The organism is Blautia sp. ZXY-1-B12 (assembly GCF_056339915.1).
The window spans coordinates 1-17,826 of the sequence record NZ_JBWJVP010000234.1; the positions used below are offsets into that span (position 1 = coordinate 1).

The window sequence follows — 17,826 nt, forward strand, 5'->3', positions numbered from 1 at the left end:
TTTGTGGAATCGACTGAAAGGAAGCATTATATGTTCTATATTGTTTTTAACTTTGCAATGGCAGTGATTATGTTTTTATTTGGAATATGGTTTTATAGGTCAAAGGGACAAGCATCTAACTTCTTGTCTGGTGATAATATGAAATCAGCAGAAGAACGAAAAAATATGATGAAAATGCTATGTGTAAGGCATATGGGAAGAGAATGATGTTTATGTCAATTCCTTTTATTGCTGGAATGATAATAGATATTTGGTATATAGGAATCGGTTGTTTAATGGCATGGGTGATATGGTTTGTTATGTTTATTCTGCTGCTTATGGATAGACATAAAAGAGAAGGTTAATTTATAGAGGAATAGAATGCTTTTGGGGTGAAAATACCGTTTATTTGTTTTAGACATACGATGTCCGGTTGAAAATTAGCGGATTCTCGTTTTATGTCGTGGTAATTTTGGTATATATTGGTAAGCTGTAAGTGGAAGAGAGGTAGAGATATGGATACAAAAAAGATTGGAGCTTTTTTAAAGCAATGTCGTAAAGAAAAGAATCTTACACAAGAGCAGCTTGCTGAAAAGTTTGGAGTATCTGCAAGAACAGTTTCCAGATGGGAAACAGGAATAAATATGCCAGATCTCAGTATACTTGTTCAACTTGCTGAGTATTACGATGTTGAGATGAGAGAGCTCCTGGATGGAGAAAGGAGCCAGACTATGAATAAAGAGATGAAAGAAACATTGGACAAAGTTGCGGTGTATGAAGAATGGGTGAAACAAAAAGCATTAAAGGCTGGAAATCTTGCATTTGCATCAATGTTTGTGATTAGTGTGTTAGCGATTATTATTCAGATGTTATTAACGGTGGATATTCGCTTGGTTTTAGGAGAGACAGCAACTGCTTTAGTAGGAGGAATCCTGTACGCCTCTATTATGGTGTACAATGGAATATGGGATAAATGTTTGCCAAAAAGTGCTACTATATGGAGAGATTTTCTCACCAGTGTGATATGTGCAGGAATTTTTACCGTCATCTATGGTGTATGCTTATTCAGAATGGGAGCTACAGAAACACAGATAACACGATTAGCATTGGGATTTCTGATTGGTATTACTATTGTGGCATTTATTATTCTTAGGCTCTTGGCATTTATTAATCGAAAAAGAAACCAGAATTTGTCAAATGTTCAGGAGAAAAAGGAAATTTCCCTATCTCAGGTAGAATGGACAAAAATTTATAATGCACAGAATATAGTAGAGACAGAACAACTTGTAGAAATGTTAAAGCAAAATGGAATAGCAGCTTTTTCACAGGAAGCAGGTGCGAATGTTGCAATGCATGGGGCACCTGGATTTGGAATATATGGTGTGGATATATTCGTGAAAACCGATGATGCAGAGAAGGCAGTACAGTTGATCAAGGAGATTAATAACCAAGAATGAAGAAAATTTTTGACATTTTCACACATGCGTGCTAATATGATTATAGAAAAAGAGTGCTACCGATAGACGGTTAGTCCGATATATGTTTTGACAAAAATTGCCGCTTAGTTTACCAGACCAGGGCGGCTATTTTTGTGGTTTATTATTATCCTTGCCAAAGGTATATCCAAGACCAAAGCAGGTTAAGCCGAAGCTCACTACTGCAATAAAATCAACAATACTCATGGCTTAGCCCTCCTTTCCAGTGGATTCTCTTTCGAGTTTTTATGTAATCAGAGGGTCACAGTCCCTCTGCTGAAGGACTAACCGCCTACCGTTATGATAGCACCCATGTTTCGATTATAACAGTCAAGGTGGGAATCTGCAACCGGAAAGTTGACAGCTCATGAAAATCTGGCTGTGATACCGTTTTGATACTAAAAAATGAAGAGAACAGAAATATAGCGTAGAAATCCTATAACACAGGACAATAAAGACACGAAAATCACAGAAAATAATGAGATTTTAAGAACCTCACAAACATGAAGGTGGACGTACTGTTGGATCAGGACGTGTTGCTACAGTTATCGAATAATTTTAGCATAACATCTTAAGAGTACCGCAAGGTACATTGTGTCCAAACGTAAGATACCCCGGAACCGTAAGGTTTCCGGGGTTTTTCTGTTGAGTAAAAAGTTTAAAATAAGGCTGTAAAGAATAGCGAATAAATTAAAAACGTAAGCGACGAATAATTGACGAAAAATGATAAAATCCTTATAATAAATTAGTATCTGAACAACAGATAAAATCAATTACACAAAAATTAATAACAAGAGGGAGGTCATTTTATGTTTGGTTTTATGGTAACTGCTGATGGTGGACTTACAACTGCCGGATATGTGATTACAGTTATTGCCGGAATCATTTTGTTTTTTCTGGCGATTTATTTTGCAGGGAAGAATTCAGACAAGAAAAAGCTTACCACAAGGCAACTGGTATTCTGTGCCGTAGCTATTGCACTTGCTTTTATTACGTCTTATCTGAAAATCTTCAAACTGCCGTGGGGAGGAAGCGTCACTCTTTGCAGTATGCTTTTTATTGTTCTGATCGCAAACTGGTATGGGGTCGGAACTGGTATTATGGCTGGGTTTGCTTACGGAATCCTGCAGTTTATCCAGGAGCCTTATATACTTTCATTTTTTCAGGTGTGCTGTGATTACATACTTGCATTTGCGGCACTTGGACTGGCAGGATTATTTGCAAAACAGAGTCATGGACTTCTGAAAGGATACATAATAGCTGTAATTGCCAGAGGAGCTTTTCATTCTCTGGGCGGTTATCTTTATTGGATGAGCTATATGCCAGACAATTTCCCAAAATCTCTGACAGCCGTATATCCGATCTTATACAATTACAGCTATCTGCTGGCAGAGGGCATTATCACGGTGATCATCATTTCAGTACCTGCGGTGTCAAAAGCACTGATCCAGGTAAAGCGTGCCGCACTGCAGTAGTTTGTTTTGTCTGGCAACAGGGATGTGTCGTTGCCCGGTACTCAGAACATTTGGTATAGTAATTTTGTTTAGGGAAGTGTAAGAATGACAATAACGACTTTATGCTATATAGAAAATAATGGCAAATATCTGATGCTTCACAGGATAAAAAAGCACAATGACATAAATGAGGGAAAGTGGATTGGAGTCGGCGGACATGCAGAGGGCCAGGAATCCCCGGAGGAATGTCTTTTGCGTGAAGTGAAAGAAGAAACAGGATTAACACTGACATCATATAAACTTCGAGGTCTGGTTACATTTATAAGCGATAAATGTGAACCGGAGCTTATGTGTGTGTTTACGGCCAACGAATATATCGGTGAATTAACAGAATGCAATGAAGGAGAACTTTACTGGATAGATAAAGCTGTTGTGCCGACACTTCCCACATGGGAAGGTGACAGAGTTTTTCTGGATTTGCTTCTTTCAGGAGATGAGCGATTTTTTTCTTTAAAATTGCAGTATGAAGGGGAAAAACTCGTAGATAAACAAGTAAATTTATATTAACCGAATAAACTGCGAAGCAGTTATTCGGTATAGAGCCGCGTAGCGAAGCGGATGATTTTATCCGCTTGATTTTGGAGAGATAAAATGATGAATTGTTTGGCAGTAGGGCTGGGTGGTTTTGCAGGAGCAGTATTGCGGTACCTGATTGGGCTGATTCCCACAGGAGAAACCATGATTTTTCCGGTAAAAACCTTTTGTATCAATGTGATTGGATGTATTGTGATCGGAGCAATCACAGTACTGGCGGCGAAATTGTCTGTTCCACCAAGGATGATTTTGTTTCTGAAGGTGGGAGTCTGCGGTGGATTTACCACATTCTCAACCTTTGCACTGGAATCTTCGGATTTGATCCGGGATGGACATATGGGAATAGCTCTATGTTATGTATTACTTAGCGTATTGGTAGGCGTGCTGGCGATTTTTGCAGTGGAATATCTTACTGTAAGATAAGCTGCTTCCATCGTAAAAAAACAATAAGTTAAGCGGGCGGGACGAATATTCACCCACTCTGGAGAAATTAATCAATGAAAAGAATATCGTTGGATGACCTTCTTCATACCAGACAGGATCTTGACTATCAGGAACAGTATGAATACATAATGAAATTGCTGGAAAAAGGTCAGATAAAACCTGTAAAGGCTTCTAAGAGCAATGGCAAGAAGCCGGCGCTTTATCGCGAATACTGGATGGTAGAAGAACAGAAGGATTACAGCAATTATATAGAAGAAATAAAATATACCTTTTCTACCATGATTTCCGTGGATTATTATCTGGCGCATCCGGATACATATGAGAAAGACCGAATCTGGGTACTTATGCTGAATGAATATCTGAAAAAACATGCAGATGCCTTACTGACAGCGGAATCTCTGAATGAAAGAAGCTTTGAAATATGGCACAGAGAGAAATTTCTGGACAGAGAGCAGGGAAAGAAGATTCTGAAACGCTGCGGACTCAATGTGGAGGCTCTGAATGTATACAGGACAACAGAGCCCCTTTCATATTATACACATACAAGAAATACGCCGCAGAATATCCTGATTCTGGAAAATAAAGATCCTTTTTTCAGTATGCGTAATTATCTTCTGAATGGACATACTGAAATTTTTGGTGCAGAAATCGGAACTCTGATTTATGGTGCAGGAAAAGGTATTATCCGTTCTTTTCAGGATTTTGATCTGTGTGCGGAACCCTATATGAAACATCCGAAGAATACAATTTATTATTTCGGGGATATGGATTATGAGGGCATCGGTATATACGAAAATCTGGCAGAAAAATTTCGCAGCAGATGGAAAATTATTCCTTTTGTGCCGGCATATCAGGCTATGCTTGGAAAAGCAGAACAGATAATTGAACTTCCGGAGACAAAGGAGCATCAGAACAGAAATATCAGTACACAATTTTTCTCCTGTTTTGATGAAATAATGGTCAAAAAGATGGAAGCTGTTCTGGATAAGGACAGATATATCCCTCAGGAAATTTTAAATACTGCAGATTTCTGACGCAGATTCTGACACAGAGGGGAGGCTACATTACTGTTCACTCCGTTCTCAGTAACGTAGCCAAAATTCATTCCAGATTGCCTGCGGCAATAGAATTTTGGCTTGTATGTCTCGGGATTTTGGCATATTCATGCCAAAACACCTCGCGGGATAGTGGTGTGTGAACAGTAACATATTATGGATTATGGAGAATCTTATGATAAAAAATAATTGATTTTTAAGAGACAGTCTGTTAGAATATACCTGTGAAAAGGGAGTAGCTTGCCGGGTAGATTCGGTTCACTTCTTCGTCAGGACAGTTATTGAAACATATAACTCGGAAAGTGATGAAATTGCGAGACTTTTACTGTGAATGCAGTAGGAGTCTTTTTTTTATACCTACTGCAAAATAAATGTATTCCCGGAATCTTTTTATATTTGATTTTGTGAGTACGTAATAAAAGAAAGAGAGGTAGAAATGATGTTTTTACAGGTTATTATTTTGTTGGCAGGTTTTTTGTTTCTGGTGAAAGGTGCAGACTGGTTTGTGGAGGGTGCAGCCAGTATTGCGAAAAAGCTGGGAATTCCACAGTTGATCATTGGATTAACCATTGTAGCAATGGGAACCAGCATGCCGGAGGCAGCAGTCAGTATTACTGCTGCAATAAATAAGAATGCAGGTATTACCATTGGAAATGTAGTCGGAAGTAATATCCTGAATATTTTCATCATCCTGGGAATCACAGCAGTAATTACGAATGTAGCAATTCAAAAATCCACGCTTCTTTACGAAATTCCGTTTATGACAGTGATAACAATTATTTTGCTGATTTTTGGTATCACAGGTTCAGAGGTGACTTTTATTGAAGGTGTGATTTTCTGGATACTGTTTCTGATATATCTGGGATATCTGTTTGTGATGGCAAAGAAAGGGAACGATCAGGAAGAAGCAGAAGCAAAGGATAATCCGGTATGGAAATGTATGCTCCTGATGGTAATCGGTGGAATTCTGGTTGTAAAGGGCAGTGATTTTGCTGTCAGCGGAGCAACGGAGATTGCCCGTTATTTTGGCATGAGTGAGAGATTTATCGGGCTGACAATTGTTGCACTGGGAACATCTCTTCCGGAACTTGTCACATCAGTAACAGCAGCCAGAAGAGGAAATACAGGAATTGCCATTGGAAATATAGTCGGAAGCAATATTTTTAATATTTTGTTTGTTATCGGTACAACAGCACTCATTTGTACTGTGCCGTTTGAGAGTAAATTTATTATTGATACTGTAATTGCAGTTCTGTGCGGAGTAATACTCTGGATTGGTACATTCAGACATAAAGAATTAAGAAAACCCTGTGGTGTGGTTATGCTGTTGTGTTATGTCGCATATTTCCTGTATTTATGTCTGGTATAACGAATAATTGCTTTTCGCAACCTCCGCAGGGGACTCACTTGATTCGATTAAAATAAGAAATGGAATAAAGTATACTATGGATAATTATGAAAAACAGGTATATACAGGAAGAGAGTTGTTTTTAAAATATAATCAGGATAAGCTGATAGAGAAATATGGTTTGAAACATGATGAAGAATATCTGTATTTGAAATACATTGAAACAGAATATCGGATCAATCGCAGAAACGGTGCTATTGAATATGCCACAGGCGAAGAATGGACGGACTGCAGAGAATATACAGTTGTTATGACAATCTATGATTTTCTCTGCTGTTCCGGGCAGGAGATACTGCCTCCTCTTACCGGGCAGTGGCAGCCTGTGGGCAGGTTTGTAACTGCCGGGAGCAGTCCGTCAACAGATCCCTTTGTGGAAAAGTATGCAAGAGCATTTTCCGGCAAAGTGGAAGAGGTAAAGCAGGCCTGTATCTGTCTGGGAGGAAAGCAGACGAAACGTTTGGCTGGGGCAGATCTGACATTTGAAATGCCTGTTCTTCCGGAGTTCTCTGTGTTGTTTCAGTTCTGGGATGGGGATGAAGAATTCCCACCAAAGATCTTATTGTTGTGGGATAAAGTATCGTTATCATATCTTCATTTTGAGACGACCTATTATCTTCAGGGGGATCTTCTGAAGGCTATACTGCAGATAATCGGCTGAATACACTGTAGCCGATCCTTCGGAGGGGATATCTACAGATTTCTGATACAGGATTTGTGCAGTTACGCAAATAAACAATAGGGTAAAAACCATATTTAATCAAGGGAGGCAACTTTGCAATACGAATTTCTGAAAAATTTTCCAAAACGAATGAAAAATGTAGGCCTGTACGGTGTTCTTATCCAAAATAGTATTCAGAAGACATCCTGGAAACAGTTTGGCTTTCTGAAATTTGATGAACAGATGAATCTTATTTTTGCAGTAATGCTTTATATTATGGAGCAGTCTCTGAGGGAAGAGAACTGTACTATGGATGATATCGGAGCCTATATTGATACCATCAATACCAGGTATCTGGGTAAAGAAATCTCCTATGATGACTGCAGAAAATTAGGAGATTTTGTTGTCAATGTGATCTTATCAAATGAAGGCCGTGCCATGTATTTTGACGGCTATGATTTTGAAGAGAACGATTATCATGTCATGCATATCAGCTATGTGGCGAACCGGATCGTGTATCTGGATCAGGAGGTTCGCAGAACTTCTTATTATCTTACAGACGACGGATACAATCTGATACTTTCCACCCTTGAAATAGAAAATAATATGAAGCTTACCATCCATGAAATGATCTTCCAGATGCATCTGGAAAAACAGAGCTATGATAAGGCTGTGGATGAGATTAAGAATGTTTTTAACCTGATGCGCATCCAGCTTCAGAAGATTCAGGAAGCTATGGGAAAAATCCGCAGAAATGCCCTGAATTATTCAGTAAAGGATTACGAGGAAATCCTTCTGGAGAATCTGGATACGATCAGTGACACAAAAGAAAAATTCCAGAAATACAGGGAACTGGTGCGAAGCAGGGTAAAGAAGCTGGAAGAAGAGAACATCAATGTGCGCCGTCTGGGCGAAAAGGAAGAGGAGAACCTTGAGAATCTCCGTATTATTGAGAGCTATCTGAACAGAACCATTGATGAGCACCAGAAAATCCTGAGCAGTCATTTTGACCTGAAGGCACTTTATACCAGAGAACTGGAAGCATTGTCGCAGATGTCCCTGATCCGGAGATTTTCCATGCGCAATGATTTCTATGATAAAGTGCTGGAGAATCCGTCAGCACTGGGAAATCTGGACTATTTTTTAAGACCGCTGTTCAACCGGGAACCGGACAAGGTTTATAACCTGAACAAAGCCTTATTATATCAGAAACCGTCTGTCAGAAATGAGGATGAGGATACTGAGGAGATGCTGGATTTTGACGAAGATGCATATCTGAAAGAGCAGGAAGAGAAACGCAGACAGAAACTGAAACGCTATGAGAGCAGTCTGGGATTTCTGCTGGAGCAGGCATCTGAAAAAGGTGAAATTTCCCTTTCTGATATCTGGAAAAACATTCAGGAGAACGAGAAAAATGCAGAAGAAATGCAGCAGCAACTGATCCCAAATGTTGAAATTTTTAAAGAAATCATGGTGGAGCTGATACGGAATAAAGAGATCAATATGGAAGTACTGAAAAAGGAACGAAGTGAATTTATCCAGGATCAGACAGCAGATTTTCAGCTCAACGAAATGCTGCTCCAGCTTTCAGAAGAAAGATTTTCAGACAAAAAGATTGGTAAAATAGAGGTATACAGGATAGAAGACGGAAGCACAGTCACCTTTGACAATGTTTTCAGCGAAAATGGCGTGAAAAAAAGCATCCGCTGTTCCAATATCCTGATCCGAATCATGAGAAACGAGGAATAACAGATATGGCATACGAAGCAGAGGAAATTCGCACCAGCCAGGAGATTTTTTATTATCTTCTGGAGCATCATGAGCTGCGGGAAGAGGACGATCAGCTTTTATATAAAGCATATACAGAGGAAGAATCCATCCGGAATCTGGTGAAATCCCAGGGAGAGATTGCGGGAAGCAATGTGGAACGCTACGGAAATGTAATCTATCTGATTCCCAAAGAGGAGAATAATTTCCTTGGCTTTTCCAAGCAGCAGCTTAAAGGTACACTGTGCAAATCCGGGGCAACGGACAAGGATTATTATCTGTCACAGTTTGTGATTCTTACGCTACTGGTAGAATTCTTTGACGGACAGGGAAGCAGCAGTAAATCCAGAGAATATATGCGCGTGGGAGAGCTTATGAACTGTCTTTCCGCCCGTCTGAAGGAAGGGGCAGCAGAAGAGACTACCACTGAAGAGGAGGAAGATGGAAAGAATCCCAAAGATACTGCTGGGATTTCTTTCAAAATCCTTTATGAAACTTACGAGGCGCTGAAGTCTGATGACAGAGGTTCCAGGATGAAGACAACCAAGGAAGGCTTTATCTACAATATTCTGATGTTCCTTCAGAAACAGGGACTGATCGAGTATGTGGTGCAGGATGAGATGATAAAAACAACCAGAAAGCTGGATAATTTTATGGACTGGAATCTTCTGAACCAGAACAATTACCAGCGGGTTCTGAGAGTACTGGGGGTGGCAAAAGATGAGTAAGATTAATGTAGTGCGTCTGATCAACGTGAATTATAATAACAATGCATACCGTATCAGCGATGAAACTCTGCACTTTAATGGAAAAAGCACACTGATCTCTCTGCAGAACGGCGGTGGGAAATCTGTTCTTGTCCAGATGCTGACAGCGCCCTTTGTGCATCCAAAATACCGCAATACCAAAGACCGATTATTTGAAAGCTATTTTACTACCAATAAGCCATCCTTTATCTTGGTGGAATGGGCACTGGATCAGGGTGCAGGCTATGTTCTCACAGGTCTTATGGTCAGAAAATCCCAGGATATGGAAGAGGACAGAAAAGAGAATCTGGATATTATTGGAATTGTCAGTGAATATCAGAGCCCCTGTATTCAGGATATCCACCACCTTCCTGTAGTGGAAAAAGGCAAAAAAGAGATGATCCTGAAGAATTTTAACTCCTGCAGACAGCTTTTTGAAACCTACAAAAAAGACAGGGATATGAAGTTCTTTTATTATGATCTGACAAACTATGCTCAGTCCCGCCAGTACTTCAATAAGCTGATGGAATACCAGATCAATTATAAGGAATGGGAAACTATTATTAAGAAAATCAATCTGAAGGAATCCGGACTGTCAGATCTTTTTGCGGACTGCAAGGATGAAAAGGGGCTGACAGAAAAATGGTTTCTCGAGGCTATTGAGAGCAAACTGAATAAGGACAAAAACCGCATTAAAGAGTTCCAGTCTATTCTGGAAAAATATGCAGGACAGTATAAGGATAACCGTTCCAAAATTAAGCGAAGAGACACAATCCGTCAGTTTAAGGAAGAAGCAAATGGGATTCAGACTCAGGCAGAAGAGTATCAGAATGCGGAGACAGAGGAAGGAAAACAGCAGAATAAAATTGCCTGGTTTATCCATGATGTAAATGGACTCTTAAGCCAGACTGAGAAAGCTCATGATCATGCAAAAGAAGTGCTGGAAGGTCTGGATCAAAAGCTTTCCAGAGTAGAATACGAGGAGCTTTCCAGCCAGGTCTATGACTATGAGGAAGAGAAGAATCTTCATATCGGAAACCGTGATATGATCGATATGGAGCGTGAAAATCTTCAGGTGCAGGCAGAACAGACAGAGAAGAAACTTCATATCCTCCAATGTGCCAGACAGCAGGATTCTGTGTCAGAAGAAAAAGGGGAACTGGATCTTCTCAGGGAGAAAATCGCAGTTGCCAGACAGCAGGGAGCTGATCTGGAACCGGAGAGAAAAGCACTTGGCCTGACCTTGAAAAACATTTTTGAAGAACGTATTCAGGATAACAGACAACAGCAGGAAAACCTGTCTGAAAATATACAGAAAAAGGGAAAAGAAGCACAGGATGAGGCGAATAGAGTCGAAGAACTGGAAGAGAAGATCCGCGACTGCTTTGGAAAAAAAGGAAAACTGGAAAGCCGGATTGAATCCTATACCCGTCTGGAAAACCAGTATAATGCCAAGTATCAGGAAGAATTAGTACGAAATATTCTGGGAACCTATGAAGCCGGAACACTGGAAATCCGTCGCCAGATGTACGAACAGGAACTGGAAAAAACAGTAAGGGAACGTACAGAAAATCAGAAGAAATGGGAAGATGACAAAGAGTTGATCCGCCGTCAGGAGCGCAGTCTGGAGGATAAGAAAGAGGCTCTGATACATAAAAAAACAGAGACAGAGAACCAGGAACATACCTATCAGCTCTATCAGAATGAACTGGAAATAAGGAAGAATATCCTGAAATATCTGGACATGGAGGAACGCCATCTTCTGGATACTGACAGGATACTGGAGAATTCTGCACGAAAGCTGCGTGAGCTGGAGGAGCTGCGGCGAAATCTGGAAAAGGAAGAGGATTCCCTGGAAAAAGAATATTTAAGCCTTACCAGCGGAAAGGTTCTGGAGCTTCCTGAGGAACTGGAGAAAGAACTGGATGATTTGGGAATTCACACAGTTTATGGTATGGAATGGCTGAAAAAGAACGGATACTCCCAGAAGAAAAACCAGATGCTGGTCCGTAAGAATCCATTTCTGCCATATGCCCTGATCCTTACCCGACAGGAAATTGAGAAGCTGGGACGAAACGACAGAAACGTCTGCACATCCTTCCCTGTGCCTATTGTAGAGCGTGAGAAAATAGAAGAATTTCAGGAAAAGTACACAGACAAAATCGTAAATTTCCCTGGAATCAGCTTTTATATTCTGTTTAATGAAAACCTCCTGGATGAAGAAAAGCTTCAGGCAATGATCTGGGAGAAAAAGAAAGAATTGGAGAAACTAAATCAGGCTGTAGATCAGCGCAAAAAGGAATACGCAGAGTATTTTCAGCGTCAGGAAACACTGAAAAACCAGTCTGTAACAAAAGAAAAATGGGAAGAAATCCAGGAGCTTCTGAAAACTCTTGAGGAAGAGAAAAAATCTCTGGAAAAGGATATCCGGGATGCAGCGCAGGAGCTTGACAGTCTGAAGACAGCACATGAAAAGCTGCAGAATCTGCTCATAAAATCTGCTGCGGAAATTGACCGTCAGAAACAGCGTCTGGAAGATTTTTCCCAGTTGGAAAAAGATTATGCTTTCTATGAAAATAATCGAAATGAGCTTGAAAAATGTAAAAAGGATGAAACTCGTTTCCGGGAAAACCAGAAGCTTGCAAAGGACAGACAGGAAAAGCTTCTGGAGGAGAAAATGACTCTGGAGCATAATCTGAATATGCTGGAGAGAGAAAAAGACAAACTGGATGAAAAATATACCAGATATGCGTCATATGAGGCAGGCAGCAGAGAGTCAGATGAGGTCAGGAAACAGCAGAGCCAGCAATTTGGATTTGCCAGCATGTCAACGGAGCAGATGGAAGCACGTTATGAAGCAATCACCTCTGTTCTTTCACAGGAACTGAAGAATCTGGAAGAGCAGGAGAGAAGGTCTGCCGCACGTTACCAGAGGGAAAAGGAAGATCTGGATTATCTTCAGAAAAAATATCACTTAAAGCCTGAACAGTGGTCCGGCGTGATCTATGACAGAAAAGAAGAGTCACATCAGGAGGGAGTATTGGAAGATTTCCGCAGAAAGATCCAGACAAAGGATATGCAGTGGAATGATGCAGACAAAAAGGCAGCAGTGGCTCAGAGTAAGATCAGCGAACTGACAAAAAGAATCCACTCTGTCTGCGGTATGGAGAAACCTCTGCCAAAGGATGAGATTCAGGGACAGGATTTTCAGGCAAGGAAAAATCAGCTTCTTTATGAGAAGGAAGAAGAGAAGAAGCAGGAGGAGTTTTTGAGCGGAAAGCTTCGCAGCTATGAAGAGAATCTGACTGCTTTATCAGAGTATAATGAACTGATTCCTGTGGCTGCAGAAGACCATGAGCCGGTTTCGGAGAATCTGTCTGCGGAAGAATTAAGAAATTGCAAGGGAATCCTGATCAGGGATTATAATCAGAAAATGCGGGATACCGGACAGAAGAAGGAAGAACTGGTGCGCACGCTGAATAAGATTGTCCGTATGGAAAGCTTTCAGGATGATTTTTACAGGAAACCGCTGGAACAGATGCTGGAGCTTTCCGATGATGCAGTGCGTGTTCTGACTCAGTTAAAAACTACAGTGCAGTCCTATGACAGCCTTATGGAGAAGCTGGAGGTTGATATTTCTGTAGTAGAGAGGGAGAAGGAACGTATCACAGAACTTCTGGAGGATTATGTCCGGGAAATCCACAGTAACCTTGGAAAAATCGACCATAATTCAACCATCACCATAAGGAAAAGAAATATCAAAATGTTAAAGATCCAGCTTCCGGACTGGGAAGAAAATGCAGGGCTTTACCGTCTGCGTCTGGAAGACTTTATTGATAAGATCACTATGGAAGGCGTGGAACTTTTCGAGAAAAATGAGAACGCACAGGAGTTTTTCGGCTCCGGTATTACTACCAGAAATCTCTATGATCAGGTGGTAGGAATCGGAAATGTACAGATCCATCTTTATAAGATCGAAGCCCAGAGGGAATATCCGATTACATGGAAAGAGGTTTCCAGAAACTCAGGCGGAGAAGGATTTCTGTCTGCATTTGTAATCCTGTCCAGCCTTCTGTATTATATGAGACGGGATGATACGGACATTTTTGCAGATAAAAATGAGGGAAAGGTTCTGATCATGGACAACCCGTTCGCACAGACCAATGCCTCCCATCTGCTGATCCCGCTGATGGATATGGCAAAAAAGAGCAACACACAGCTTATCTGCCTTACCGGTCTGGGCGGAGAGTCCATCTATAATCGTTTTGACAATATATATGTGCTGAATCTGATCGCTGCAAGTCTGAGAGGCGGTACCCAGTACCTGAAAGCCGAACACAAAAGAGGGAAAGAACCGGATGAACTTGTCACTGCGAGAATTGAAGTGGGGGATCAGATGGAGCTGTTGTTTTAACTAAATCAGGTAAGTCCCTTGCAGAGACTGCGAAAAGCAAACTGCAGGGGATTCTTTTTTATTTTTTGTAACGTTTCTTCTGTCTGTGACTTAATTATATAGAAAGACATCAGATAAAATAATGATACAGCAGACAGGAGGATCATCATGAAACGATATTTTGGAATATTCAATGCAGATGAAATAAAATCAGGATCATGTTCAGACATTCAATGGAAGAAGACCGGGCTATTAAAAATCCCGAAAGATGCAGTAGGATAATAAAAAATACAAGGAGCAGGAATGGAGAAATCAGAAATCGAAACAATCTACCGGAAGTATTTCCATGATGTCTTTCTCTATATCCGGGCACTTTCCGAAAATGAAAGTCTGGCAGAGGAAATCACCCAGGAAACATTCCTGAAGGCAATGAATAATATTGAGAAATTTGACGGCCGGAAGGATATCCGCGCATGGCTATTTGTAATTGCGAAGAATACATATTTCCGCTATTGCAGACGAAATAAAATCTATGTAGGCGAAGAATTTTCAGAAATAATGCAGGATCCCATGCAGGATACATCACCGGCAGTACTGGATCAGATTGTGCAGGATGAGACAGTTCGGAATCTCAAACGCTATGCAGAACTGATACCGGAACCTTACAGGGAAGTATTTCACCTGCGGATATATGGTGAGCTCTCCTTTGAGCAGATCGGAAAATGCTATCAGAAAAGTGCAGGATGGGCAAGAGTGACTTACCATCGTGCACGCCAGATGATAAGAGCACAGATAAGTCAGGAGGAAAAGTAACATGGAAAAAATAAACTGCAACGTGATCCAGGATATTCTGCCATTATACATTGATGATGTGGTAAGTGATGACACAAAAGAACTTGTAGAAGAACATCTGCAAAACTGCGAAATCTGCCAGCGGGTATACCATGAGACAAAGACAGACCTTGAAAATGATATGAAGGTTTCAGTGCAGACAAAAGAAAGCAGCAATGAAGCAAATGATCTGAAGAATTTCAGGAAATTTTTAAAGAAAAGAAAGATAAAAACAATTCTGCTTTCCATAGCAGCAACCATAGTTTGCTTTGTGGCAGTGTTCATGTTCATGAATAAACATGTCACATATATCAGCTACAAAGATGCAGGGATAACTATTATTGAGGATAATAAAGATGAAGTAACATATAGAACAAATATAAAAGGAAATTATCGCTGGAGAACATCCTTAGACAGGGAAACAGGCGTAATGACTATCCATTTTGAACAGAGCCTGTGGGAAAAATATGTAAGCTGTATTTTTTATCCATATGATCATATTCATGATATTTTGAAGAAAGATGAGATAAAAGAAGTATATGTAGATAAGGATGGAACTACAACAACAATCTGGGAAGCTCCGGAGGAAGAACAGAAGGCTTATTTATCTGAAGAACATACAGAGCCGTTAGGATAAAATATTAGAGTATTTTTCAAACACGCTCTAAAATATGAAAGTGAATTTTAAAGCAGTCCTATAGGTTATAAGGATTTACAAAGGGGTTGTCATGGAAGGCAGCCTCTTTTTGTAATTGCTGATGGACATTCTCTTCCCATATGTTACAATAGAACAAGAATATGGAAAGAAAGACAGGAAACCTAACTATGAAAAAACAACTAAATTATGCAGATATCATAAAGGAAGCGCTGATCCTGACAGGTGCGGTAGCGATCATTGCGGCAGCAGTTTATTTCTTCCTGGTGCCGAGCCATACCTCTGTAAGCAGTATCTCCGGTCTTGGTATCGTGTTATCAAACTTTGTACCTTTATCATTGTCTGCAATCACCATGATTTTGAATGTGGTACTTCTGATTATTGGCTTCATCACCTGCGGACGCGAATTTGGCGTAAAAACGGTTTACACCAGCATCGTTTTGCCTTTATTTCTCGGATTATTTGAGAAAGTATTTCCGGATTTTGGCTCTATGACCAACAGTCAGGAGCTGGATGTGCTGTGCTATATCCTGGTGGTCAGCGTAGGACTGAGCATTCTTTTTAACAGAAATGCATCCTCCGGCGGACTGGATATTGTGGCAAAGATCATGAACAAACATCTCCACATGGAACTGGGAAAAGCAATGTCTCTTTCCGGTATGTGTGTGGCTCTTTCCGCAGCACTTGTATACGATAAGAAAACAGTGGTGCTGAGTATTCTCGGAACATACTTTAATGGAATAGTTCTGGATCACTTTATCTTTGACCATAATATTAAACGTCGTGTCTGCGTCATCACTCAGAAAGAGGAAGAACTGCGTAAATTCATTATCAAAGACCTGCACAGCGGAGCGACGATCTATGAAGCGACAGGTGCCTATAATATGAAGAAACGCAATGAGATCATCACGATAGTAGACAAAACAGAATATCAGAAGCTGATGGCTTACATTAATCATGAAGATCCAAAGGCCTTTGTGACAGTTTACAATGTATCGGATATGCGTTATCAGCCCAAGCTGTGAGAAATATTATGGCAGGAAAGCTGTGGGTATGATAGAATAGCAGAGTGATTATATAACCATAAAGAGATTATGGTAGAAAGAGGATGAAAGATGAAAAAAGGAAAAGGAATTGCCCTACTTCCCATTGGTGTATTTCTTGTATTATACCTTGGACTGGGCATTTTATTTGAGTATGTGATGGAAATCCCCATGGGATTTTATAATGTGCCGATCGTAGTAGCATTTCTTGCTGCAATCCTGGTTGCCTGTCTGCAGAACAGAGCACTGGATTTTGATAAAAAACTGGAGATCATGGCACAGGGAGTGGGGGACAAAAATATCATCACCATGCTTCTGATCTTCCTTGCTGCAGGTTCCTTTGTAGGGGTTGTGGGAAGAAGCAGTGCTGAGAGTGTTGCATATTGTATGCTGAGCCTGATACCTGCCAGATTTTCAGTATCTGTGCTGTTTATAGTTGCCTGTTTTGTGTCTGTGGCTATGGGAACTTCTGTGGGAACCATTACCCTACTGACACCGATCGCAGCAGCAGTTTCCACAGCATCAGGATTTGATCTGGCATTTTGTGTGGCTTCTGTTATGGGAGGAGCCATGTTTGGGGACAATCTTTCTTTTATTTCAGATACGACGATTGCTGCATGTAATGGTCAGGGATGTGAGATGAAAGACAAATTCAGGGAAAACTTCTGGATCGCTCTTCCGGCAGCCGTTGCTACACTGATTTTAATCCTGATCCTGTCATTTCAGACAGAAATCCAGGGCCGTGTGATCCAGCCCTATCATCTGACACAGGTAATACCGTATGTGCTGGTATTGATCGGAGGAATTGTTGGGATCAATGTGTTTGTGGTATTGCTGACAGGAATCGTATCCGGAGCATTTATTATGCTGATCGGAGGACATACCACACCTGTAGAGATCCTGAAAAATATGGGATCCGGTGTATCCGGAATGTTTGAGACTTGTATGGTGGCGATTCTGGTAGCTGCCATGTGTGCGCTGATACGTGAGTATGGTGGATTCGATGCACTTCTTAGCTGGATCCATAAAATTTTCCGCGGAAAAAAGGGCGGACAGCTTGGAATGGGACTTCTGGTAGGAACTATGGATATTGCCACTGCCAATAATACAGTGGCGATCGTAATGGCAAACCCTATCGCAAAGGAAATGGCAGAGGAGTATGGAATTACACCGAGAAAGACAGCTTCCATACTGGATACTTTTTCCTGCGTTTTCCAGGGAGTGATTCCATATGGTGCACAGATGTTGGTTGCAATCTCAGCAGTGAACGAACTGGGTGGTGAGATTTCTGCATTTCAGATTATGCCGAAATTGTTTTATCCCA

The 17,826-nt window shown here is 40.7% G+C and carries 16 protein-coding genes; all 16 read left to right on the plus strand.

All coding sequences use genetic code 11. From position 1 onward, the window contains the following. The coding region (locus AC075L_RS16175) for a DUF3784 domain-containing protein (protein ID WP_476387907.1) at positions 1–207 on the plus strand (207 nt) is incomplete at its 5' end. Positions 208–212: 5 nt separating this feature from the next. Beyond that, entirely contained in the window at positions 213–344 is a 132-nt protein-coding gene (locus AC075L_RS16180; RefSeq protein WP_242832734.1) for a hypothetical protein, read from the plus strand. 150 nt (positions 345–494) lie between these two features. After that, a complete protein-coding gene (locus AC075L_RS16185; RefSeq protein WP_008705132.1) occupies positions 495–1,436 on the plus strand; it encodes a helix-turn-helix domain-containing protein in 942 nt (313 codons plus the stop codon). An 827-nt stretch (positions 1,437–2,263) separates the two neighbouring features. Further along, entirely contained in the window at positions 2,264–2,929 is a 666-nt protein-coding gene (locus AC075L_RS16190; protein ID WP_008705130.1) for an energy-coupled thiamine transporter ThiT, read from the plus strand. 84 nt (positions 2,930–3,013) lie between these two features. Further along, positions 3,014–3,475, plus strand: a complete 462-nt coding sequence (locus AC075L_RS16195; RefSeq protein WP_008705129.1) for an NUDIX hydrolase — start codon at positions 3,014–3,016, stop codon at positions 3,473–3,475. A gap of 84 nt (positions 3,476–3,559) precedes the next feature. Continuing rightward, a complete protein-coding gene (gene crcB / locus AC075L_RS16200) occupies positions 3,560–3,925 on the plus strand; it encodes a fluoride efflux transporter CrcB (RefSeq protein ID WP_008705128.1) in 366 nt (121 codons plus the stop codon). A gap of 74 nt (positions 3,926–3,999) precedes the next feature. Next, positions 4,000–4,980: a Wadjet anti-phage system protein JetD domain-containing protein gene (locus tag AC075L_RS16205; protein WP_008705127.1), complete on the plus strand. Its 981-nt coding sequence runs from the start codon at positions 4,000–4,002 to the stop codon at positions 4,978–4,980. Between the two features lie 457 nt (positions 4,981–5,437). Further along, complete coding sequence (locus AC075L_RS16210) at positions 5,438–6,370, plus strand: calcium/sodium antiporter (RefSeq protein ID WP_008705126.1); 933 nt, start codon at positions 5,438–5,440, stop codon at positions 6,368–6,370. Positions 6,371–6,446: 76 nt separating this feature from the next. Continuing rightward, positions 6,447–7,067 carry a DUF3786 domain-containing protein gene (locus tag AC075L_RS16215; protein ID WP_008705125.1) on the plus strand — a complete coding sequence of 207 codons (621 nt, stop codon included), beginning with the start codon at positions 6,447–6,449 and terminating at the stop codon, positions 7,065–7,067. 114 nt (positions 7,068–7,181) lie between these two features. Further along, positions 7,182–8,816 (plus strand): hypothetical protein, encoded by a 1,635-nt coding sequence (locus AC075L_RS16220; protein ID WP_008705124.1) that lies wholly within the window; start codon positions 7,182–7,184, stop codon positions 8,814–8,816. A 5-nt stretch (positions 8,817–8,821) separates the two neighbouring features. Then, the gene (locus tag AC075L_RS16225) at positions 8,822–9,562 is read left to right on the plus strand and encodes a DUF6063 family protein (protein ID WP_008705122.1); all 741 of its coding nucleotides are present in this window, start codon (positions 8,822–8,824) and stop codon (positions 9,560–9,562) included. Next, positions 9,555–13,994, plus strand: coding sequence for a hypothetical protein (locus AC075L_RS16230; RefSeq protein ID WP_118409672.1), 4,440 nt, complete (start codon positions 9,555–9,557; stop codon positions 13,992–13,994). The genes AC075L_RS16225 and AC075L_RS16230 overlap by 8 nt, the downstream gene beginning before the upstream one ends. A 282-nt stretch (positions 13,995–14,276) precedes the next feature. Beyond that, positions 14,277–14,786 carry an RNA polymerase sigma factor gene (locus AC075L_RS16235; protein WP_022381006.1) on the plus strand — a complete coding sequence of 170 codons (510 nt, stop codon included), beginning with the start codon at positions 14,277–14,279 and terminating at the stop codon, positions 14,784–14,786. A 1-nt stretch (position 14,787) separates the two neighbouring features. Beyond that, positions 14,788–15,441 (plus strand): zf-HC2 domain-containing protein, encoded by a 654-nt coding sequence (locus AC075L_RS16240; RefSeq protein ID WP_022381005.1) that lies wholly within the window; start codon positions 14,788–14,790, stop codon positions 15,439–15,441. Positions 15,442–15,629: 188 nt separating this feature from the next. Next, complete coding sequence (locus tag AC075L_RS16245; protein ID WP_022381004.1) at positions 15,630–16,484, plus strand: YitT family protein; 855 nt, start codon at positions 15,630–15,632, stop codon at positions 16,482–16,484. 90 nt (positions 16,485–16,574) lie between these two features. Further along, the coding region (locus AC075L_RS16250; RefSeq protein ID WP_476387908.1) for a Na+/H+ antiporter NhaC family protein at positions 16,575–17,826 on the plus strand (1,252 nt) is incomplete at its 3' end.

What these genes read in the sequence shown, in the direction of transcription:
- AC075L_RS16180 (WP_242832734.1), top strand. Translation starts at nt 213, where the DNA reads ATGTCAATTCCTTTTATTGCTGGAATGATAATAGATATTTGGTATATA.
- AC075L_RS16185 (WP_008705132.1), top strand. Translation starts at nt 495, where the DNA reads ATGGATACAAAAAAGATTGGAGCTTTTTTAAAGCAATGTCGTAAAGAA.
- AC075L_RS16190 (WP_008705130.1), top strand. Translation starts at nt 2,264, where the DNA reads ATGTTTGGTTTTATGGTAACTGCTGATGGTGGACTTACAACTGCCGGA.
- AC075L_RS16195 (WP_008705129.1), top strand. Translation starts at nt 3,014, where the DNA reads ATGACAATAACGACTTTATGCTATATAGAAAATAATGGCAAATATCTG.
- crcB (WP_008705128.1), top strand. Translation starts at nt 3,560, where the DNA reads ATGATGAATTGTTTGGCAGTAGGGCTGGGTGGTTTTGCAGGAGCAGTA.
- AC075L_RS16205 (WP_008705127.1), top strand. Translation starts at nt 4,000, where the DNA reads ATGAAAAGAATATCGTTGGATGACCTTCTTCATACCAGACAGGATCTT.
- AC075L_RS16210 (WP_008705126.1), top strand. Translation starts at nt 5,438, where the DNA reads ATGATGTTTTTACAGGTTATTATTTTGTTGGCAGGTTTTTTGTTTCTG.
- AC075L_RS16215 (WP_008705125.1), top strand. Translation starts at nt 6,447, where the DNA reads ATGGATAATTATGAAAAACAGGTATATACAGGAAGAGAGTTGTTTTTA.
- AC075L_RS16225 (WP_008705122.1), top strand. Translation starts at nt 8,822, where the DNA reads ATGGCATACGAAGCAGAGGAAATTCGCACCAGCCAGGAGATTTTTTAT.
- AC075L_RS16230 (WP_118409672.1), top strand. Translation starts at nt 9,555, where the DNA reads ATGAGTAAGATTAATGTAGTGCGTCTGATCAACGTGAATTATAATAAC.
- AC075L_RS16235 (WP_022381006.1), top strand. Translation starts at nt 14,277, where the DNA reads ATGGAGAAATCAGAAATCGAAACAATCTACCGGAAGTATTTCCATGAT.
- AC075L_RS16240 (WP_022381005.1), top strand. Translation starts at nt 14,788, where the DNA reads ATGGAAAAAATAAACTGCAACGTGATCCAGGATATTCTGCCATTATAC.
- AC075L_RS16245 (WP_022381004.1), top strand. Translation starts at nt 15,630, where the DNA reads ATGAAAAAACAACTAAATTATGCAGATATCATAAAGGAAGCGCTGATC.